Origin of the sequence: Paenibacillus sp. PCH8 (assembly GCF_002968835.1) — a bacterium.
Classification (GTDB): domain Bacteria; phylum Bacillota; class Bacilli; order Paenibacillales; family Paenibacillaceae; genus Paenibacillus.
In genome coordinates, this window is the sequence record NZ_PKQK01000001.1 from 1931969 (window position 1) to 1955084 (window position 23116).

Sequence of the window (23116 nt, forward strand, 5' to 3'; positions counted from 1 at the left end):
TAAAAAGCAAAGGTTCGCCATGCTCGGGAAGCAGAACGGACAAGCAGCTAACCTGTTATGCAGGACAAGCGCTTGAGGAGAGGGGTTAATTCATGTTAAGAGGTCTGTACACCGCTACTGCGGGAATGATTACGCAACAACGCCGCCATGACACAGCTACGCAGAATATTGTTAATACGAACACGACGGGATACAAACAGGTGAACAGCGTAAGCCGTTCTTTCCCGGAAATGCTCATTACCTTGGTAGGCGGAGATCCGAATCTTCCGACAAAGCGGCTGGGCAAGCTGAACACGGGGGTGTTCGCGGAAGAGAGTTTGTCCATGAATGTGCAGGGGACCCTTATGGAGACTGGACAGAAAAATGATTTTTCCATTTCCTCCAATATGACGGTTAATGATCCGCAGACTGGACAACCTGTCCCGTTTGATGCTTCAGGCAAATTTGTACGGGCCGATGGCACGGTAACTTACCAACCTCAAGCATATTTTGCAGTTCAGGATGCTGAAGGTAACACACGATATACACGCGATGGTCACTTTGACGTTACAGGCACAGGACAATTGCTAAGTTCGACAGGCTCACAGGTGTTGGATAATAATGGACAACCTGTTGTGTTGACAGGTTCGGTAGAGCAATTTAAAGTGGATGAGCAAGGTCGTCTAATCAATACAGCAACGGGTGTACCAACAGGTGTTACACTCGGTATTAGTGTCATTGACCAGCCGAATCAACTGGTTCGTCAAGGGGATGGCAATTTCAGCCTCAGTGATAAAAATGGGGCAACTGCCCGAATGATGGCTGCTGGTGATAACGTGCAGATTCGTCAGGGATACCTGGAAGGCTCCAATGTGGATGCTTCACAGGCAACGGTTGATATGAACGCCGCATTCCGCGCGTATGAAGCAAACCAGAAGGTCGTGCAATTCTACGACCGCAGTCTGGATAAAGCCGTCAATGAAGTCGGGCGTGTATAACGCCGACATTTAAATATAACCGCGCAGCGAGGGTCTCGACAGCCCTTTGCAAAGCAAAGCAGGGAAGAGACCACGCGGAGCTACACGCCGCACCAAGAGCGTGCCCGTCTATGATTCAGCCATGTGAAACTATGGCGGTAATCATAGACGGGCAGTCGCGGCGGACTCACACCACCGTCACTTAGCAAGATCGTACCCCACTTACCTATTCCGCCTGTTTCGGGAGTCCAGAGGGCAGCGCCATCTGGGGCCCTCCCTACTAGGGAGGGTTTGGGAGGGTGGATAGGAAACAAGGGGAGGGTTAACCACCGTATGAATAATTCCATGATTAGTGCCAAGGTGTCCATGACCGCGATACAGCAACGCCTGGATGTCATTTCCGATAATATTGCCAACGTGAATACGGCAGGCTATAAAAGCAAGCAAGCGGCGTTCGAGGATGTGCTGACTCGGGTTCAACAACAATCGGACAAGTACAAGTTGGATGGACGCTCGACACCGATGGGATATAACCTTGGTTTTGGTGCTCGTTTGGCTGATGTGACGAAGGATATGTCTCAGGGCAGTATGAATGAGACAGGCGTTCCGACAGATCTGGCCATTGAGGGAAATGCCATGTTTGCGGTTGAAGCGAATGGTCAGAAAATGTGGACACGTCAGGGTGCATTTCATTTTGTACCTGACACACGACCGAAAGCTAATCCCAATGCACCAGATATGATGGTAATGGTCAATGGCGAAGGTCACTTTGCTTTGGATCGTCAAGGGAACCGCATTACTGCACCGAATAATAGCAAAGTTGCCTTTGATGAAAAGGGTAACTTGTTAATCCGTCGTGGTAATGAAGCGAACGCAACCATCGGAGCACAGCTGCAACTGGTAGACATCGAACGCCCTGAGGGGCTTGTACAGTACTCGGATAATCTGTTCGGTCTGGATGCGGGATTAACCGAGGATAATGTATTTGGTGCCAATGCGGCTACGCGTGAAGCGGTTGCGATGATCCGTGCAGGTTATCTGGAGCAATCCAATGTGGATTTGACACAGGAGATGTCTTTGCTTATGCAGGGACAGCGGACATATCAGCTGGCGGCACGGGCGCTAACGTCCAGTGATTCCATGTTGGGTCTTGCCAACAATATGAGAGCATAAAAGGTGAATGTGATGACAGAAACACAGCAGCAGAACAGCAAGCCGGAGAAGAAGGAAGTCAAGAAGAAGAAGAGTGGATGGCGCATCGCAAGATGGTTCCTGATACCGGTCCTGCTTGTTCTTGCCCTTGCTGGCGGAATGGTCGCTGGATATGTGGTACTGGGCAAACAGGATATCGGTTCCGTATTGCAATGGAGTACATGGGAACATGTATATAATCTGGTGTTCGCTCCATAATGTAACGAGTTAAAGCGAAAACTCCTGCGCAGGCAGGAGTTTTCTTTTTGACGTTGAAAACAGTATAATGATGGATGACGTTTCACAGCAAAAGAGGCCTCCCCTGCGAAAGACATTCGTCATCGCGAAGAGAGACCCCTTATCTTAACCTTCACTACTGCAGTCATGAAGGATATTACTAGTGTTAACCGAAAATGTGCTTTCCATACAAAATTTAAATTAAAAACCAAATTTATATGAGGATCGACTTGATCATAACCGGTTTTCGTGTGCGCACTAAAGTCAGTGGAGGAGACGGAATCGTTCGAAAGAACGATCCGTAACCGTAACGACCACCTGTGCGCACATGAGAACTTTATGATGAAGAATTCTCATATAAACATCCCGAGAGGAGATTACACTGTGCTCGATATCAAACAGATTCAAGAAATTATCCCGCATCGTCCGCCGTTCCTGTTGGTGGACAGAATTTTGGAGATGGAGGATGGCAAACGTGCTGTTGGTTTGAAAAATGTAACGATTAATGAACCATTCTTTATCGGTCATTTCCCTGAGTATCCGGTAATGCCGGGTGTTTTGATCACCGAAGCATTGGCTCAGGTTGGTGCAGCGGCTATGTTGAACCTGGAAGCTAATAAAGGCAAAATCGGCTTTTTGGCGGGACTGGACAACTTCCGTTTCCGTGGACAAGTTGTGCCTGGAGATACGTTGATCCTGGAAGTGGAGATTACACGTCTGAAAGGTTCGATTGGTAAAGGTAAAGCAACCGCCCGAGTGGACGACAAAGTGGTCGCTGAAGGCGAGATCATGTTTGCGCTGTCAGACCCAAGCTGATTACATAACGTGAGCATTTACATCATGCAGGAATTTAATCGGACTGAATGATGCAAGATGCTGGAGTAACTCAGTATACCTGAATTTATATAGACGGAAGGGGTTTATCGGAATGGAACAGTTAAGCACAGCAGCAGCAGAGACGTTGCAACAATGGTTGGAGGATGCTTCGATTGATGAAGCAACGAAACAGGAGCTTCGTGATTTGCAGGATCAGCCGAAAGAGCTGGAGGAACGTTTCTATAGAAATCTGGAGTTCGGTACAGGGGGATTGCGTGGAGTCATTGGTGCCGGAAGCAATCGGATGAACCGATACACCGTAGGTCGGGCAACGCAAGGATTTGCGCGTTATCTGCTTGAGCAACATGGTGACCAAGAAGGCAAACCTTCTGTCGTTATTGCTCATGATTCCCGTCATTTCTCACCTGAATTCACACTGGATGCTGCGCTTGTATTGGCTGGCAACGGCATTGTAGCCAAGCTGTTCCCATCCCTGCGTTCGACTCCAGAGTTGTCATTCGCGGTGCGTCATCAGAAGGCAACTGGCGGAATCGTTGTAACAGCGAGTCACAACCCTCCGGAATATAACGGATATAAGGTATACAACCACGAAGGTGGTCAACTGGTTCCGAATGAAGCAGAGAAAGTTATTCGTTACATTCAGGAAGTACCTTCCCTCTCTGATGTGAAGAAGCTGACACAGGAAGAAGCTGAAGCTCAAGGATTGCTCGTATGGCTTGGTGAAGAGCAAGATCAGGCATTTGTGGATACTGTGGCAAGCCGTAGTCTGAGTCGTGAGTTGATCCAATCTGGCGTGGGCCGTGACTTCAAAGTTGTCTACACGCCACTGCACGGAACAGGGAACGTACCTGTACGTCGTGTGTTGGAACAGATCGGATTCGAGCAAGTGCACATTGTAGCGGAGCAGGAGCAACCCGATGCCGAGTTCTCAACAGTGAAATCCCCTAACCCGGAAGAACGTGAAGCGTTCACACTCGCGATGAAGCTCGGAGAATCCGTTGGGGCGGACATTCTGATTGGGACAGATCCAGATGCGGACCGTATGGGTGCTGTGGTGAAAGACAACGATGGCAAATATTTCGTCTTGTCCGGGAACCAATCTGGTGCGATTATGGTACATTACCTGCTGAGTCGCCTGCAAGAGACGGGTACACTGCCAAGCAACGGTGCGGTTGTGAAAACCATCGTAACCAGTGAGATGGGCGCTGTTATTGCTGAACATTACGGTGCAGAAGTGATGAACACATTGACAGGCTTCAAATATATTGGTGAAAAAATGAACCAGTTCGAAGCAACAGGCAGTCATACCTTCTTGTTCGGATATGAAGAAAGTTATGGCTACCTCTCAGGCAACTATGCCCGTGACAAGGATGCTGTCCTTGCTTCGATGTTGATTGCTGAAGCTGCTGCGTATTATAAGAGCCAAGGCAAGACCCTCTACGATGTATTGCAAGAGCTATACAAGCAATTCGGATACTTCCTGGAGAAACTGGAGTCCCGTACGCTGAAAGGCAAAGACGGCGTAGCTCAGATCCAAGCGAAAATGACCGACTGGCGTTCCAATCCACCACAAGAAGTAGCGGGTATTGCTGTACAGGATGTACTGGACTACTCCCTTGGCTTGGACGGTCTCCCGAAGGGGGACGTATTGAAATTCATTTTGGCAGACGGTTCATGGTTCTGCTTGCGCCCTTCCGGAACAGAACCTAAGATCAAAATATACTTCGCTGTGCGTGGAGAGAGCTTGGATGATGCAGAAGCTCGGATCGAGCGGCTGGTTACTACAGTGATGTCGCGTGTAGACGCACAATAACACGAACGCAGCAATGAGCAAGAACATGAGAAGGCCTCTCCGCACCGTAAGGTTGGTTGGCGGAGGGGTTTTTCTTTGAAATAAAAGTCTAGATGGTTCTGGCATATAAGAGGGCTTGTTGACACAAGCTGTTTGTATCCTAATGTATGAATGTTAAATGAACGAATGACTTCAGCTGAACGTGCATTTGGTTCCAACACTTGAGGAGGTACATGTAGTGCGTCAAAAATGGCTTTTTTGGAATAACGCTTCTCGGAAGTGGTTGTGGCTCGTCGTTATTATTGGTCTGGTTGCTTCCATCCCAGTAATCAGTGATCGGGTGCAGACGGAATCATCGGCTAAAAAGGTGGAGCTTGTCTTCAACTATCGAGGTCTGTTGGATATCTCCGCATATCAGGCACATCCGCAAGATTTCATGAATGAACAATTGACTCGTCTGAAAGATGCAGGCGTAACCACTATGGCTGTGTTCGAGAGTACACTGGACGAGCTGAGAAAGACACGCCGATTGATGGTATACAGTGGCCAGGATCTTGCGAACCTGACCAAGGATGTGATTCCTGCTAACGCAAATTACACGTACGTGTTATTTACAACAGAGGAAAATGCACAGGCGTATACCCCTATCATTGAACAAACGTTCGCTGATCGACAGATCCCTGTAGTCCCATGGGAGTATGAAGGTCGTAGCGGCTTAATATTGCAGACTCCACCGGAGAATGCCAACATGCAACCTATGCAGCCCGATCCGGTTGCTGTGAAGATGCTGCGTGATCAAGGTTTCTACATTTTGCCGCGAATTTCGGACAGTGTACCTTATAACCAGGAATCAATGGAGCGTTTGCTTACCTTCTTCCAGGAGAATGGCGTGAAGCGCATCTTGTTTGATGGTGATGCTGTGAAAGGGTACAATGATAATGCAGAGCTGAAGAGCCTCGACCAATTCGCACAGTTGCTGAACAAGCATGATATTGGTCTGGCGGCGATCGAAAATTTGAAGAAACCACAGTCTGGTTTCCAGACACTGGCTTACAAAACGGATTACAACGTCACGCGTCTGTACTCACTTAGTGATGGAGATGCCAACCTGGACGTAGATACGATTGCTGACCGTTTTGTACTGGCTGCCAAAGACCGTAACATTCGTATGCTCTATATGAATGCATCGCCTAGCCGGAATACAGCCAAGGCCATGATTACAGATCCAATTGAGAATCTGATCAACAGCTTGGGTGAGCCGGGTCATGCGGTAGAACGCATGGCGAAGCATGGATTTGAACTTGGACAAGCTGAAGCATTCACAGTCAAGGATTCCTCCATTCAGCGTTATGCCAAGCTGGTGGCTCTAGTTGGTGCGATTGCGATGATTGCATTAATGGTTTCTTATTTTGTCCCACTGCTGACATTGATTGCATTTGTAGTTACTCTGGTGGGCAGTGCCGGATTGTTCCTCTTGAAACCAACTTTGCTGGAGCAAGGGATTGCCTTGCTTGTGGCAATAGCCGCGCCGACCCTAGCCATGGTGCTGGCCGTTCGAACCGTGAACTATCAGCAACAGCGTCAACCGGATGCATCTGCAGGACGTCGTTTGAAACAAACGTTGGTGCTATATGTAAGAACGTCAATTCTTTCATTCCTGGCGGTGCCTTTTGTCATCGCATTGCTGAATAGCATTACGTATAGTCTGGTCATTAATCAGTTCCGCGGCGTGAGTCTTCTGCACTTTGCACCTATGGGACTTGTGGCAATTTATATCGTGTTTTACCGTGGGTCGGGATCTTTCTCGATCAAAAAGATTAAAGAAATGCTTCGTATGCCAATTAACGTATTGATGGTTGTGTTGGCACTTGTTGCTGCTGTTGTTGGGTACTATTATTTGAGCCGTACAGGCAACTCGGGTTCGGTTACACCATTCGAGATGTTCCTGCGTACAACGCTGGAGGATACTTTCGGCGTACGGCCAAGGTTCAAAGAATTTATGCTGGGACACCCGCTGTTTATCGTTGGCGTGTTCGCCGCTTTAAAATACCGTAAAGTCATCTTTGTGCTCGTTATTGCAACTATGGGACAGTTGTCCATGGTAGATACATTCGCACATATTCATACGCCGGCTGTATTGTCACTTATTCGTGGAGTGATGGGGCTCGGACTTGGCTTAATCTTTGGTATCGTTGCTGTGGGTGTGTGGCAAGTAGCGGAAGGATGTTGGAAAAAATGGTCACCACTTCTCAAAAGTTAGTCATCTCGGGATATTATGGATTCCGCAACAGCGGAGACGAGGCGGTGCTGAAGTCGATTTTGACCGCACTGGAAGAGGAAAGTCAGAGGTCGAATATCACCATTGAGCCGATTGTGCTCTCGGGTGATCCGGAGTGGACAGCTTCGATGTACGGTGTACGTTCAGTGCACCGCATGAAGCTGAAGGAAGTTCGCGAAGCGCTCAAAGAGAGTGACGGTTTGATCAGTGGCGGTGGAAGTCTGCTGCAGGATGCAACCGGACTGAAGTCCATTCCTTATTATCTGGGAGTTATTAAGTTGGCTCAGATGTTGAGAAAACCAACGTTTATCTACGCACAGGGGATTGGCCCTGTGAATCGTAAAATGTTTAATCCCATGATTAAATCGGTCTTTAAGGCTTGCACATATGTATCGGTTCGAGATGAAGAATCTGCGGATTATCTACGGGGGCTGGGATTACAGTGGAATCAGATCCATGTCGTACCCGACCCGGTAATGGGCTTGCCATTACCTGAAGCAAAAGTTGAGAGTGGTGCAGGTGTAGTCTCAGCCAATGGTACTACTCAAGCTAATCGAGTGGAAACTACATCTGGAGCACACACCAAGCTTCCTGTGATCGGGATATCGGTACGGTTCTGGGAATCGGATCGTAAGGAGCTTACTGCCATTGCTGCTGGATTGAAAAAGCTGTGCTCCAAAAGAGCTGTACACTTGCGTTTTCTGCCATTTCATTTGCCAAATGATGAACAGGCATCGCGATTCCTTATGGAAATGCTCGGTGATGTGACCAGCAAAGGCAGTGAGATTAGCATCACACCGGATATGACCGATCCTCAGCTTATGCTGGAGGAAGTCAGCAAGTGTGATCTCGTAATCGGCATGCGTCTGCACAGTCTGATCTATGCAGCTTCGCAATATGTGCCGCCGGTAGGCATTTCGTATGATCCCAAAATCGATCAATTCTTGCTTCGTCTGGACAGTGAACCAGCAGGCAATACGGATACACTCGATGGCGACAAGCTCGCAAAAACTGTGGTTGGACTGCTAGACCAACGTTCGCAGTGGTTGAAGGAACATGAAGAAGGTATCACCCAACTGAAGCAGGAAGCCAGAGTGCCTGCACAGCAGATTATTAACTATTTAGGCCGCAAAGGATGAGATAAAAAATGAGTCAGACCGGATCAATACCTACCGTTTCGATCTACGGCGTTCCTTTTTCCAAACTGACAATGAAAGAAACGGTGAAGGTTCTTCAGGAAGCTGTGCTGTCCAAGCAGCCACACCAGGTGATTACAGCTAATCCGATTATGGTTATGGCCGCACTGGAAGATCCTGCAATTATGGAAGTCATGAAAGCTGCGGAACTGATTGTTCCCGATGGAACAGGTGTGGTATGGGCTGCGAACTATTGTGGAGATCCTGTAGCGGAGCGAGTGCCCGGATTTGAGCTTTTACATGAATTGCTGCGGGTTGGAGAAAACTATCGATGGGGTGTGTATTTGCTCGGTTCCACCCCTGAGGTGATTCAAGAAACAGCAGTTCGGTTACAACAGCAATATCCTGCGATCCGTATTGTAGGTTATCGCGACGGTTACTTTGGTCCGGCTGAGGATGAGCAGGTGGTTGCGTCCATTCGGGAAGCTGCACCTGATCTTCTGTTTGTCGCACGTGGGGCAGATACTCAGGAACCTTGGATTCACAAGCACAAAGTTGCACTGCAGGTTCCCGTAACCATGGGTGTGGGCGGCAGCTTTGATGTGATCTCGGGGAGAACGAAACGAGCACCCAAACTGTTCCAAACGTTAAGACTGGAGTGGTTCTATCGCTTGCTTCGCGAACCAAGCCGGGCTGGGCGAATGCTTGCACTCCCGAAATTCGCTGTGAAAGTGATGCGGGACAAAGAAAACGTGACAAAAGTCCGTTAAAAACAGGTAATTGCGAGATAAATGCTTGTTTTTGCTATAAATTGAGGATGGCTTTTCGGGTGGGATGGGCGTATAATTCGTTCTGGATTACATGTGTGCCACTCCATGAAACAGAAGCGTTACACTGGGCACTACGATTGCAAGGCAACCTTTCGATTGCTGTTATCCCCAAATTTCTTTTATTCCCTTTATATAAGGGAGAAATATGGTGATAAAGGCAAACGCTACGCTTCTACAGGTTTTCCTTGCACTCTACGTTGTCATGTAACTAGATTTTTCATTAAAAGTGACGAACAATAATTTTTTTTATATATAGAAAGAGATCAGGGGATTTATAATTTCGTACAGGTATTATAATTGGGGGTCGAATGTTCAAATGGTAGCGATCTTTATCATTGGATTTATCGTGTCAATGGGACTGGCTCTTGCCCTGACACCGCTTGTCAAAAAGTTCGCAGTCCGCATTGGTGCAATGGATACGCCGAATGCACGTAAAGTTCATACACGCATTATGCCACGTCTTGGCGGTCTGGGAATATTCCTTGCCTTTGTCATTACGATTGCTGCATTACTTCCTTTCGTATCGGCATGGTTTACAACCCGGGATATGAGTTTTGTCAGCGCGTTTTTGATCGGTGGATCAATTATCGTGCTGATCGGAGCACTCGATGATCGGTTTGAACTTTCAGCCAAAGTGAAGTTGCTTGGTCAAATTGTTGCTGCTTCAGTTGTCGTATTCGGATTCAATATTCGGGTAGACTTCGTCAATATTCCGTTTCAGGATACGTATTCTTCGCTTGAAGCTTGGGTATCCATTCCGCTGACGATCCTGTGGATCGTGGGTGTTACGAATGCGATTAACCTGATTGACGGTCTGGATGGTCTTGCTGCCGGTGTATCCGGTATTGCCATTGGTACCATTGCTGTGATGTCATTCCTGATGGGTAACATGATGATTGCCTTGTTGTGCTTGGTGCTGCTGGGCAGTATTATCGGATTCCTGTTCTTTAACTTCCACCCGGCCAAAATCTTCATGGGTGACACAGGATCTCTATTCCTTGGTTTCTCGCTGGCGTTGCTGTCCATGCTCGGCTTCAAACAAATTGCGGTTGTGTCCTTCATTACACCGCTGATCATTATCGGTGTGCCGCTCTCGGATACCTTCTTCGCGATTATCCGTCGTGCGGTTCAACGGAAACCGATTTTTGCACCGGATAAAGGTCACTTGCATCACTGCTTACGCGAACTTGGATTCAGTCACCGTCAGACGGTCCTGATCATTTATGGAATTGCCGCGTTCTTCGGAGTACTGGCAATTATCCAGTCCTCTGCGGCAATGTTCGAAGCGAACTGGGTAACGTTCGTGGTGATCTGTATCATGATGTTCTTCCTTCAGGTGGGAGCAGAAGTCATCGGGCTTGTTAGCAAAACGAGAAGACCGGTCATCAACTTCCTGATGCGAATGCGTGTCAAGCTGAACCCGGAGACCCGTTCGAAATCCTAATATAGATAAATGTAATGGTTAATGCTATTCTAGAATATTATTCCAGACCCAACCTTATCCCATGTGGATAAGGTTTTTTGTTTATTTTGAGCTTTTTACTAAATAATTGGAACCTTTTGCCGATATATAAAGGTAACTGACTTAAAAAGAGGAGAGATGATACGTAATGCAACAAAAGAAACGGCCGTTGGTCTGGATCATGTTGGTCACCATGGTGTTCTCATTGTTCCCACAAGGTCTATTCGGTGGTTCCGTTGCTTCGGCTGCCAACGCACAGACTACCTATTTCACACCAGACAATACTCTGATTAGCAACACGTCTGATCTTGTTTTGGATGATTCCGCTAATGCGAGATATCTGTCCCGGTCTTTAGCTTACCAAACGACTTCAGGGACAATTACAATAACAGGTGCCTATGCATTTGTATCGAAAGATACGATGCGGGTTAAAGTGGAGCAACTGAATTCCGTTGTAGAAGGCAATAAGACAAAATGGGAGCCAGATGCCACACGTTCCAATACAACTGCAGTTACTGCAAGCACGGCGGGTAACAATAAATTTTCAGCTAACAATCTTACCCTGTTCCCAGGTTTCAACCGGATCACGTTCTACGGTAGTCAAGGTTCAGTAGAGCGTTCAGATACGTTCTATGTACTTTATGATCAGGTTCCTTTTATTCAAGATTTTAAAATTTTCACCGATCCAAGTACTGGTTCCAACACATCGTATGGTCTAAATGAAGGATCACAGACCGTTGTAAATACACAATTCGTCTCTGTTCAAGGTAAAGTGCAAAATGCGAATAAGGTGACCGTTTCTCTAAATGGAGAAGAAGAGCTTGATTCCTCTTTGCTTCAGAACGGGACATTTTTCACACCACAATTGAAGCTGAAAGCCGGACTGAACAATCTGAAATTTAAGATTGCCAATGGCTCAGATTCAGTGATTACCGAGCGTGCGGTCTATTATTATGACAAGGATCAGCCGTTCTCTACACTCAACGTGATGTTAAGTACAACTGACAGCAAGTCTGTTCTGGATAATATACCAACATTCTCTACAACGGCTACACAAGCACAACTTGAAGTACAAGTAGTGTTACCATACGCGGCAAGCAACAGCACATTCAAGGACGCGGGCTCGTTCACAGTGAACGGAATGACCATGACCTTCATCGATCCAACAGAAATTATTATTCCAGGTCCAGACGGATCTACACCGGAATATCGTGTAGTAACGTTCAAAACGACCAATGCATATCCGTTACAAACAAACGGAGCAACACCAGCAGAAATTCTCAAGAATCAAACGGTCAACGCTGTTGTTGGATTTGGCAACTTCAGTTCCGGTTATCAAGGGAAGTTCATTTATGCTCCAGGGGTAAAAGCAATTACGAACATGTACTACCTTCCGGATTATAATGGTGGTGCAGTGACCAATAAAGTTGCATTGAATAATGCGCAGATCGACAAAGAAAGCTTCTATATTATGGTGGAGTCCAGTCAGGTTATTGGAGCAGAATTACCAATTGGAGTATATTTGCCTACGGGTACGACAAAATTGACCATTGAGGCGCCTGTGTTTACAACTCCCCCTACGCTGTCAGATAAGCAAGCCGTCTATTTGGTGAAAAACTTGGCCAATGGTACGCAAAAAATTCGTTTCTATTATTCTACGCCAGAACCATCGTATGATGTGACTGTATCATATTCATCCAAAAGTTATATCTATGTAGCTAACTTATATGATGGACAGACCTATACATTCGATTCTAAAATAACTCAGAAGTTGAAGGTGGAGGGTGAGTTTGTAGGATTTAGTACATTGCAATCTCCTCAATTTGTTGGCCAGTTATTGGTCAATGGTGTGAACACAACGGTTACAGGTTTTCCTGGAACAACAGTTGGAAAGTTTTCTTTCGAACTTCTGATTGGGGGTGCGAATGGTAGTCTTGTGTACGGTGAAAATACGATTACCATTACAGGTACGGATAAGGATGGCGCTGGAAAGACGAAGGTAATTGAGAAGAAATTAAGGATTTATATTTCGGATAGTAATGTTTCCAATATTGATAAATTCATTCCAGTGCCTGTTCCGACCGATACTCGCCAGGATTTTACCAAGGCAGATGTCAGTCAGTATACACCTGAGGAAATGGCCAATATTTTTAAAGTCACACCGGACTTTATCTTTAGGGATGGCAAATATGTAACAAGTGAAGAAAGATATGATCTGGTATTCAAAGGTGGAGGCGCACAAATCGCTAACCTGTACTCTGGCTCTAAGCTGATCTATACGTATAATCCAGTGCCGATCATAGATACAGCGGATACTAATAAGCAAACATTAGATAGTCACATTTCTGATTTTGCAGGGAATCAGGATGAATTCATGGTTCGGATTCGTAACTATGTCTTTGATACACCTGGCAGCCATGTATACACGTTAGAGTTAATTAACAGTACAGGTGCGAGAACAACACAACGACTTGAGATTGTAAGAGAGCCATCTTCCTATCGCATTCTTTCCCCTGTAGCAACTGTAGGTGAGCAGATTGTTGTAAATAAAAACTATGTACACTTTGATATTGAAGCCGAAGGTGCTACGCAAGTTCTGGTCGATAAAGTACCTGCTATCAAACGTCCAGATATGAATAATCGCTTCGTTCTCAATTACGTGGGATTGAAACAGGATAAGAGCAATGCGATCAAAATTCAGATTATTAGGGATGGCGCTACCATAAACGACACGATTAATGTCTTTTACACGGGTACAGTCGGAACAGATGCACAGTACATGACACCTAAAATTGCCAACAAATATTCGGTATTTAACAAGAAGGTTGAATTAGCTTTCCCTAAAGGAACCATACTGCAATCAGCTGCGAAGTCAAACAGTGGTGTAGTTAAATTTTATCCTGACAACAAGTTGCTCTTCGGTATTACAGATCCGAAGGATGGCGTGCTTGAACGGAAAAATGACTATGGCTTTAATATTGGACAGGCTGATCCTCGTAGTACAGGGGGAGTGACACCGATCACGGTGCCAACCATTTTGACAGAGTTGTTTAACTCGAATCTGACTACAAGTAACTTTGTGCCGATCTCGGAGACATACTGGATTAACGGCGGAATTGGCGAACTTGGAGATAAAGGATCGAGTGGATACAAGCCGGGAACAGATGGTGTAACACCGTACTCACTCGAAGGAAGCTTTACGCAATATCCAACAGAACGTGTTCTGGTTCCTTCTAACCGGGGAACGTTAACGCTTGCGTATGATCCGACCATTGTTGATGAAGTGGGTTCAACGATTACGGTATTCCGTTACACTGACAAAACCAATATTGGTGAATGGGTACCGGTTGGCGGAGTAGTAGACACCAAGAAACACACGATTACAGTTTCTTTTGATGAGTTTGGATACTACAAAGTGATGAAGCAAAGTAAAAGTTATCAGGACATCACGAATCACCCGTGGGCAAGAAATTTGCTCAATGCATTGTATTCCAAAGGGATCATGAACAACCTGCGTTTCAATGCGTTTGGTGCAGATGATCAGACGACACGAGGGGAATTCGCAACCTTGCTGGTTAAAGGTCTGGATATACCATTGAACTATACCAATACACAAACCTTTACTGACGTGTCTCCTACGACCAAGAGTGATACGTGGGACTATGCCTCCATTGAGACAGCGGCGAGAGCAGGTATTGTAACAGGTTTGAGCGACGGGTACTTTGGAGTAGAGGACTCGATAACACGTGAACAGGCAGCGGTGATGATTGCACGTGCAGTGAGCAGTAAGCTTGCGGCCAACGATAGCAAATTGTCCTCAGCTTTAGCGAAGTCGTTCCAGGATTCCACTTCCATTGAGTACTATGCTCGTCCATCAGTACAGGCGGTAACCAAAGCGAAAATCATGGAAGGTAGCCCTGTTCAGGTCACAGGATCTACCAAAACGATGTACCAGTTTAATCCTAAAGGCAATCTGACACGTGCGGAAGCAGCTAAGATTGCTGTAGAACTTCTTAAGAAGAGTACGAAGTTATTCCCTAAAACATTGAGCTAATCTAGCATAGTTGAGATGATTTTAGGAAGGACCTGTCCCTTTTGCTAAAAAGGGCAGGTTCTTTTTATGACTGTAGAACAGCTTGTATAGAACTCATTTATAATAGAAGAAATCTGTTTTTTACCAATAACTAATTTTGTAATTTGCTAGAGATTAAGATACAATAACGGTAAATACACAATGATCTAGAGGGTGAAGTTAGCTAATGAAACCGATTTATTCGAGACCCCAATTGGGTTACATGAAGGCAAAGACACAGTTCGAGAAGCAGGCAGTCATTCTGGAGAAAAAGTTGGAAGATACACGTAAGACTGAGGAGATCTCTCAGGAAGTGATGGAAGGGCTTGTTCAGTCCACTGGCTTCCATGATGCGTATAACAATCTGGTTCTGGCTGAGAATGAATTGATTGAATGGTCTCACACCACGATGAAGCATGAGAAGACATACCGTGAGAACAGACAGCCAATTGACGATATGTATCTGAGATTGAATAGCGATCCGAATATGCGTGCTCAGATTATCGAACTGGCGCTAAAGATTCGCTGATTTATAGTTATTGATTCAAGAAGAGGTGTCCTAGGGACCCTCTTTTTTTATTGTAGAATTTGTCGCTTCATTGTGGTAAATAACGGGTATATATAAACGTTCACATAGATCCCGACACAGAAAGATTCGGAGAAGTAATCATAAATAAAGCTGTTGAAAGGTTTTGAACGCGTCAAATACCCGCACTGCATCAATACATAATTAAATTCAAAACTTTTTTTGAGAAATCCGCAACTTTTTGAAATTTACTGCGTTTAAGATGTAGAGTCGAAAACATTGGGGGACTTACCAAGAATGACCTCGTGAAGAATCTTGTCTATTTATTAGAAAAAATTGCTTTACGACACGAGAGACCCATTGTATAATACGTAAGGTAGGATTAGGAAACTACTCTATTTACGTGTGATTCTATTATTATTCTCGTTTACAAGTTTCTGTGATATGCTCACAGACATCATTTATATTAACTTGCTCAAAACTCTGGAAAGGGGGTGCAACAATATATGAGGAACACGAGCGACCCTATTAAAGAAAATTCTAATGTTATGAACGCCCAAGGAGGAGACAAAAAGGTTATGAAGAAAATTTTATCCGTAGCATTGTCTACAGCAATGGCATTCTCAATGTTTGCATCTGTAGCATTCGGTGACACAGCAGTAACACCACAACAACAGTTTGATGCGTTGAAAGCAAAAGGTATCTTCAATGGTTACCCAGATGGCACAGCTGGTCTGAACAAAGAGATGACTCGCGCTGAGTTCGCAAAAGTTATCACTAAATTGATGGGTCTGAAAGAGATCACTGGAACTCTTTCCTACACTGACAAAAACTACACAGCTAAGAACTGGGCTGTACCTTACATCGAAGCAGTAACAGCTGCGGGTATCATGGAAGGTAAAAACGTAGAGAAAAAAATCTTTGACTTCAATGGTAAAGTGACAGTATCCGAAATGGCTACAATCCTGACTCGTGCACTTGATCTTGAAATCCCTACTGAAACTAACAACAGTGCAGCAGCATGGGCTAAAGGTTATGTTCAAGCAGCGATCAACGCAGGTCTGATCGACGCTAACGCTAACTTCGCTGGCAATGCTTCCCGTGAATTGTTGGTAGGTGCAGCTTACTCTATCGATCAAGCTCAAAGCTTGAAAGTATCTTCTTACACAGTAACTGAAGGTGGAAAAGTTGTTGAATTCAAAATCAGCGACGGCGAAACTGTTAAAGTAACTTTGGATAAAGCTCTTGAAGCTAACAAAGAAACTGAAGTGAAATTCACTTACAAAGATAAAGAATTCACTGAAAAAGTTACTTATGTAGTTACTACAGCTACTAAAGTACAAAGTGCAACTGCAACTAACCTCAAAGAAGTAGTAATCAAATTTGACGGTAAAGTTGATAAAGATTCCGCAGAGAACGTAGTTAACTACACTCTGAAATCCGGTAAAGTGATCGACAGCGTAACACTTTCCGACGATCAGACTTCTGCAACATTGCTCTTGAAAGACAGCGTGTTGACTAATAACCGCGTTGATGCAGTATCTGTTTCCAACGTTAAAGCTGGAACAGTTACAGTTAGCGCTACTAATGTTGAATTCACAGCAGTAGATAACGTTCTTCCAGAAGTTACTTCTGTACAATCTCTGGGAACTAAATCTGTGAAAGTAGTATTCAGCGAGCCAGTTAAAAATGTTGGTCAAACCAACTTTACATTGGATGGCAAAGAGTACTTCGGTAAAGTAACTGTAAGCAACAACTTCAAAACAGTTGTATTGACTCCATATAGCACAACAGCATTGGCTGTTGGTGATCACAAACTTACAGTAAGCGGCGTTAAAGACTACGCTGACTTCGTATCTTTGGCTTCCACTCACGATATCAAAGTGGTAGAAGACACTACTGCTCCTACAATTGCTGAAGCAACTGCAACTCTGGAAAGTGTAACAGTTACTTTCTCTGAAGATGTAGATGTAGATACAATTGATGCTGCTAAAGTTTACTGGAAATCCGGTGAAAGCAAAATCACTGCTGAAAGCAAAAAACAATTGGCTGATAACAAATGGCAGTTCACTTTTGGGGTTAACAAATCCCTTCCAACAGGTTCTGTATCGATCTTCGTTGAAGGTGTGAAAGACTACTCCGGTAACCAAATCGCTGCTAACACATCTGTTGTTGTGACTCCTGTAATTGACCAAGTACGTCCAGAGGTTGCATCTGTAACTACTGACGACGCTCAAACAATTAAAATCACTTTCTCTAAAGCAGTATTGGAGTCTAGCGCACAAAACAGTGCTAACTACACTGTAAAAGACAAAGATGGTAAAACTATCTCTGTTCAAGAAGCTAAACTTGACGGTACTGACAAAAAAGTTGTTCGTGTGAAACTGTACACAAAACTTTCTGTTGGAGATAATACACTGACAATCCAGAATGTTAAAGACGACACTAAGTTGCAAAACACAATGGTTGACTACACTAGCAAAGTAAACCTCGTTGACAAAGCTGCTCCTACAAAAGAGTCAGCAACAGTTAACAGTACTGAGAAACGTGTAGTAGTGAAATTTGACAAAGCAATGGATATTGCAAGTTTGACTAACTACTCTAATTACTTGGTGACTGTTGATAACCGTAATCAAGCTTTGACTCCTGCTATGGCAGAAATCACTCCACTCCAAGATGCTACTGCAGTTTCCATTAAATTTGCAGAAAGCTTGGATGGTAAAAAATTAGTATTCGGAACTGCTAGTGCAAACGAAACTGGAATCAGTAACTTGACTTTGCTGGCTCTTAAGAGCGCAAATGGTACTGTTCTGAGTGATTTTACTGCTCCAGGTAACACGAATACAAATGTTATTGCATTGACTAATACTTCTACTCCTCTTGCATTGAACGGTAATGCTGAATTGGTTGACAGAAGAACTGTTAAAGTGAAATTTGATGCTGGTATTAATAACTACACTGCTAGCGATGCGATTCAAAATGCTAACGGTAACCCAACTGTATCAAGTATTGAAGTAAATGGTACTTCCACTGTAACTGTTAAGTTTGCTTCTGATTTGAAAACTGATGGTAGCAACGTTAACTTGAAAGTTGATTACACTAAACTCGTAACTAATGCTGGTAACGCTGGAACTGGTCTTTCTGGATCAGTAACTGCTGGTGTTAATTTGACAGATTCAGTGAAACCTGTAGTAGTTGTACCTGCCAATGACAAACTTGTTGTAAGTGGTAACACAATTACTGTTTCCTTCTCTGAGCAAGTAACATCTGCATCTAACCTTGCAACTGGTGGATTTGTAGTTACACGTAACAGTGATGGTGAAGTATTGCAACCAGGAACTGAATTTACTGTAGCTTTGGGTTCTGGTAATGACAACTATGTTATTACTTTGAATGATGCAGCTAGTCGTACTGCTGCTACTGAGTATAAAGTTGCTGTTCTTGATAACAACTTGATTACTGACCGTGCTACAAAACCTAACTCTGTAACAGCATTCACTGGTATGAGTGGTTTGGTTGGTAACCGTACTGCAACTCCAGCTTTATCAACTATTACTGCTGATGCTACTGCTGATACTGTAACAGTTGATAGCTTGGTTGCTGGTGATGTAGTTAAAGTGTACAGTGATGCTGCTCTTACTACACAAATCGGAACTGGAACTGTTCTTACTGGTGATACTGATGTAGTTGTAAGTGCTACAATGACAGCTGCTACACCAGTTTATGTTACTGTTACTACTACTGGCAAAGTTGAATCTGCTGCTACAACAGTAACTCCATAATTAAGCTATAAATTTTTTCAATACTCCCTGATCGTGTAAAACGATCAGGGAGTATTTTTTATAAAGCATTTTATTGAAATATTATTAAAACGTAACTTTCTTCGCTTCCCGAACGTTTATACTATAATAGCAACAAGCAACTTATGGGAGGTTTGGAAGTGGATCAAAAGAAAATATTTGTGAGTTTGCTCGCGAGTGCAATGTTGATCAGTTCAACAGCTGGCATTGCTATGGCAGCGAGCACAACCAATAAAACGTCTGCCACCAGTTCAAATAACAGTACATCGAAGAAAACGACCACAACCACAAAACAGGTTGTACATACACTCGGTAACCTGTCAGCTGTTAAAGTGACAGCACGTAGTTCCGTAAGATTAACCGATGTAAATATGTTGTCCCAAGATGATGGTAATGTCGTTACGTATACATTGTCTTACAAGAACAATGACAGCACCCCAATGATGATGCTTGATTACTGGAGCAAGGTAAAGACAAAAGGCGGAACGCTATTTTCACCTAAACTGATCGCGAAGGATCAAGAAAAGAAAACGATCGCGCCTGGATCAACGGTCGAGTTGACCTATGTCATGAAAGTGGGTCGCGAAGTGAAACTGAGTGATCTGAATTTCCTCATCGTGAAATGGGATTTCAGTCAAGCTAACTATGAACGTACGTTGGGTAAGTTTAACGTGCCCGCATCTTATAGCATTACCACACCTGTAGGAAAACCAAAGACGGTTCGTCTGAGTGATTCTTCCGTGAAGGTGAAAGTTTCGGGGATTAAAGTGTTTCCAGGTGAAGATAAGAAACAGTATGTGAAAATTGGCGTGAATTTAAACAATATCAGTTATAAATTACTTGAAAATCCGAATATCAAGTGGATCTTGCGTACGCCAAGTGGTACGAACTATCCGCTATCCCCGGATAAAGACAGCACGAATGTTAGCATTCAGGCACAGGCCAATAAGGCACTTAGCCTGATGGCATCTCTTCCTACGTCAGTGAAGCTGCAAAAGTCTGAGCTGTTGCTGGTAGAGGAACAGGGTGAAGAGAAGAGTGTTCTGCCTGTTGCTGCATTGCAACTGCCTGAAGCGAGCAAAACGAACGTAGAAGTGTCTGCAAATCAGCCGAACATCATTTCTGTTGAAGGACAACGACTGTCTACATTGCTTGAATCCGCCAAAGTCCGAATCGATGATGGTGAGTATAGTCTTAACCTACAAATGAAACTCAAGAATGAAGGCAAGAAAGCCATTAAGGTGCCGTCGTATACCTTCGAGGTACGAAATACAGACGGAACAGTCTATCCGATCGAAACCAAAGCACTGGATACATTGAAGTTGAACCCGGGTGATATCAAGACGATTAAGCTAAGTGCAACCCTTCAGGGTGATGGTGATACAAGCAAAATCAAGCTGTATGTGATGAGTCCGGTAGACAAAAGTGAAAGCACAGATTCCACAACGTCTTCTCCAACAAATGGATTTGTCTTCTCCTATCCTGTAGGTGTCTATGCGATTCCTGAATCAGTGTCCAGTGGAGACGGCTTAACGACTGAAACCGTCATCAAGAACAGCAAAGGTACGTTTGGTGTGTCCTTCGGTTCGTTACAACGTTTGCCTTGGTTGGATAGTGATATCATTGCTGCCAAAGTGACCATCCGTAATGCAGGAACCAAGACGGTACAGTTACCTGAGTTGGAGGCCATGTTTACTATCGATTCTGCTCAAATTGATGGAGACAAGAAGCTGATCTACACGCAAAGTGGTAAATTGCTTGGAGCCGGTATGACAACAGAAGCATATCTGTTGACTAAGATCCCTTCTGAACTGCGCATGTCTCGTCTAGAATTGAGTCTGAACGAGAAGGTCAGTGAAGAAGAAACGAATGAATGGATTACGCTCAATACGTCGGGATTGATTCAACCTGTATCTTTCGTTGGAAGTGGCAAAACATACACCTCAGGTATTGGGGATAAAGAGACGGAGATGGGTGTACGGAGAACGATTCGTTATCCAGGAACGTCATCCGATATCGTCTACACTCAATTTGAAATGACCAATAAGTCTTTGCGTCAAAGTGGGCTTGGCAAGTTAGTGGGTTACTTCAAAACAGCGGATGGTCAGTACTATCGTGCAACGGCGAAGCAATCCGAGCGTCTGCCAGGGCCAGGTCAGAAGTCGATTGTTACGTTCTGGGCTAAGATTCCGAAGTCTGTTACCTTTTCAGACCTGCGTCTGATTGTGGGTGAAGGTATTGCAGATAGCAAGTTTGTTACAGGTGAAGGTGAAGCGACTGCTTATGTAAATGCTCTGGCATTTGAAGTGCCGCCTACCTCCATTAGTGTTCAAGGCTCACTGAGCAATATTGATCTCTATCCTTACTCTTGGACTGCCAACAGTGTGAGAGCATATCTGGCAGGCAGCTCATCTGTACAGATTGAGATGAATTACAGCTTATCACGCAATGAAGAAATTGAGATGGGTGAGAACGAGCACAAGTTAATCCTTACAATGACGGATCAAGCGGGCAAAACATATGAGAAAGAACTGACTTTGGGAACCGATCTGAAAGTAGGCACCAACCAAACGTTGAGCTGGAGTATTGAAGACAGCTTCTTCGAGAAACTGCGTGGTGGCTCATATCGTTTAAGTATAGACGACCAGTTCCAAGGACAACGCATCCGTCTTGCGGAGCAAAGCTATGGTTACGATGTGACCAAGCTCCCGAAGGAAGAACCAATAGATATAAAATAATCACGAGACTTTCAATAAAAGTGTTACATGCACAAACCTTGCTTTCCGATCTTTGGAAGCGAGGTTTTGCTTGTCGCATCCCTACTTTGTCTCTATAGTTAAAGTTAATAGATTACCAGAGGAGGACAATAAATTACATGAAATCTTATATGAAAGTATCTCTCGCTGCGCTGGCGATTGGTGTTGGTGTGTGGGTTGGGTCAGTATACAGCAATACAGCCATCGGTGCAGGCACAAGTCAGCCGGGGACAGCTGATGATCCGGTCGTAACCAAGAGTTATGTAGACCAGCAAATTCAGCAAGCCTTGGGTGGTAAAATATCAACAGGTAGTGGTAACACGAATAGTGGAGGCAACAACAGTTCTGGAACTGGTAATCCCTCGGGGAACAACAACGGCTCGACAGGAACAGGCAGTACAGGGGGAGACACATCTCTTCCTCCGCTAGTCTCAGGAGCCTCATCTGATGCGGTGGAGATTGTAACGGTGAAGCCGGGTCAACAGCTGATCGGCAAGTCTGGTGCGGAGTTCATTGTACGTAGCGGCAAGGCTGTGATCGTCAGTGAAGGTACGAACGGTGTAGCTGATCTGACGGACGGGATTGACCTGACGAATGGACAGGCAGCGCCGTCGAATCACTTGCTTTCTTTTCCAAGGGATGGACGGGGAATTACAGTATTGGAAGGAAACAAATACAGCTTAACCGTAATGGTTCGTGGTGGATATACTCTGAAATAGGTTATGTAACTGTGAACGGAATTATTCAATAGTCATACATTTCATTTGCTCAGATTACCCAGTTCTAACAAACATTAATAAGGCTAGCGAGCCTGGTTCCTGCTCACTCTATAACTGTTGACAACCAATTAACGGAGGTGCAGGAACCATGGCTAGAAGCAATCGCAGAGTGGTACCCGAAAGTCGTCAAATGCTGGATCAGATGAAGTATGAGATTGCTGCAGAGTTTGGTCTCAATGTGGGGTATGGTGGAAGAGGTTTGGCTGGTGCAGATACAGAATTTGGATCTGAACTGGGCGAAGTGAGCGATCATTCCTATGGGCAATACAAAGGGTGGGGACATCTGACTTCTCGTGAGAATGGATCGGTTGGTGGAGAGATCACTAAAAGGCTAATTCGCCAGGCAGAGCAGCACTTATAGGGTGTTTTCCTTATCCCAATTTGTTTGACACGTCTTGACAAATACGTTAAGATGGCATTTGAGGTATGCAACCTTTTCCACTAGGGAAAGGTTGATTTTCGTT

General features: G+C 44.7%; 15 protein-coding genes. All 15 read left to right on the forward strand.

What is annotated here, in order from left to right; translation table 11 throughout:
• Positions 1–92 precede the first annotated feature (92 nt).
• The 15 genes from C0Q44_RS08390 to C0Q44_RS08460 all read left to right on the forward strand — a co-directional run bounded on the left by C0Q44_RS08390 (position 93) and on the right by C0Q44_RS08460 (position 23013).
• Entirely contained in the window at positions 93–977 is an 885-nt protein-coding gene (locus C0Q44_RS08390) for a flagellar hook-basal body protein (protein ID WP_105406854.1), read from the forward strand.
• Between the two features lie 312 nt (positions 978–1289).
• On the forward strand, positions 1290–2129 hold the full coding sequence (locus C0Q44_RS08395) for a flagellar hook-basal body protein (protein WP_105406855.1): 840 nt from the start codon (positions 1290–1292) through the stop codon (positions 2127–2129).
• 12 nt (positions 2130–2141) lie between these two features.
• Complete coding sequence (locus tag C0Q44_RS08400) at positions 2142–2366, forward strand: DNA-directed RNA polymerase subunit beta (RefSeq protein ID WP_105406856.1); 225 nt, start codon at positions 2142–2144, stop codon at positions 2364–2366.
• Positions 2367–2768: 402 nt separating this feature from the next.
• Complete coding sequence (fabZ, locus tag C0Q44_RS08405; RefSeq protein WP_105406857.1) at positions 2769–3200, forward strand: 3-hydroxyacyl-ACP dehydratase FabZ; 432 nt, start codon at positions 2769–2771, stop codon at positions 3198–3200.
• A gap of 112 nt (positions 3201–3312) precedes the next feature.
• On the forward strand, positions 3313–5034 hold the full coding sequence (locus C0Q44_RS08410; protein WP_105406858.1) for a phospho-sugar mutase: 1722 nt from the start codon (positions 3313–3315) through the stop codon (positions 5032–5034).
• Positions 5035–5251: 217 nt separating this feature from the next.
• The gene (locus C0Q44_RS08415) at positions 5252–7273 is read left to right on the forward strand and encodes a DUF5693 family protein (RefSeq protein ID WP_105406859.1); all 2022 of its coding nucleotides are present in this window, start codon (positions 5252–5254) and stop codon (positions 7271–7273) included.
• The gene (gene csaB, locus C0Q44_RS08420; protein ID WP_105406860.1) at positions 7249–8430 is read left to right on the forward strand and encodes a polysaccharide pyruvyl transferase CsaB; all 1182 of its coding nucleotides are present in this window, start codon (positions 7249–7251) and stop codon (positions 8428–8430) included. The genes C0Q44_RS08415 and csaB overlap by 25 nt, the downstream gene beginning before the upstream one ends.
• 8 nt (positions 8431–8438) lie before the next feature.
• Positions 8439–9197, forward strand: coding sequence for a WecB/TagA/CpsF family glycosyltransferase (locus C0Q44_RS08425; RefSeq protein ID WP_105406861.1), 759 nt, complete (start codon positions 8439–8441; stop codon positions 9195–9197).
• Positions 9198–9573: 376 nt separating this feature from the next.
• Complete coding sequence (locus C0Q44_RS08430) at positions 9574–10701, forward strand: glycosyltransferase family 4 protein (protein ID WP_105406862.1); 1128 nt, start codon at positions 9574–9576, stop codon at positions 10699–10701.
• 166 nt (positions 10702–10867) lie between these two features.
• Positions 10868–14773, forward strand: a complete 3906-nt coding sequence (locus tag C0Q44_RS08435; RefSeq protein ID WP_105406863.1) for an S-layer homology domain-containing protein — start codon at positions 10868–10870, stop codon at positions 14771–14773.
• Between the two features lie 205 nt (positions 14774–14978).
• Complete coding sequence (locus C0Q44_RS08440) at positions 14979–15320, forward strand: hypothetical protein (protein WP_105406864.1); 342 nt, start codon at positions 14979–14981, stop codon at positions 15318–15320.
• A gap of 575 nt (positions 15321–15895) precedes the next feature.
• Complete coding sequence (locus tag C0Q44_RS08445; protein ID WP_181150906.1) at positions 15896–19099, forward strand: S-layer homology domain-containing protein; 3204 nt, start codon at positions 15896–15898, stop codon at positions 19097–19099.
• A gap of 158 nt (positions 19100–19257) precedes the next feature.
• Complete coding sequence (locus tag C0Q44_RS08450; RefSeq protein ID WP_105406866.1) at positions 19258–21855, forward strand: hypothetical protein; 2598 nt, start codon at positions 19258–19260, stop codon at positions 21853–21855.
• A 137-nt stretch (positions 21856–21992) separates the two neighbouring features.
• On the forward strand, positions 21993–22592 hold the full coding sequence (locus C0Q44_RS08455; protein ID WP_105406867.1) for a hypothetical protein: 600 nt from the start codon (positions 21993–21995) through the stop codon (positions 22590–22592).
• A 148-nt stretch (positions 22593–22740) separates the two neighbouring features.
• Entirely contained in the window at positions 22741–23013 is a 273-nt protein-coding gene (locus C0Q44_RS08460) for an alpha/beta-type small acid-soluble spore protein (RefSeq protein WP_105406868.1), read from the forward strand.
• Positions 23014–23116: the final 103 nt, after the last annotated feature.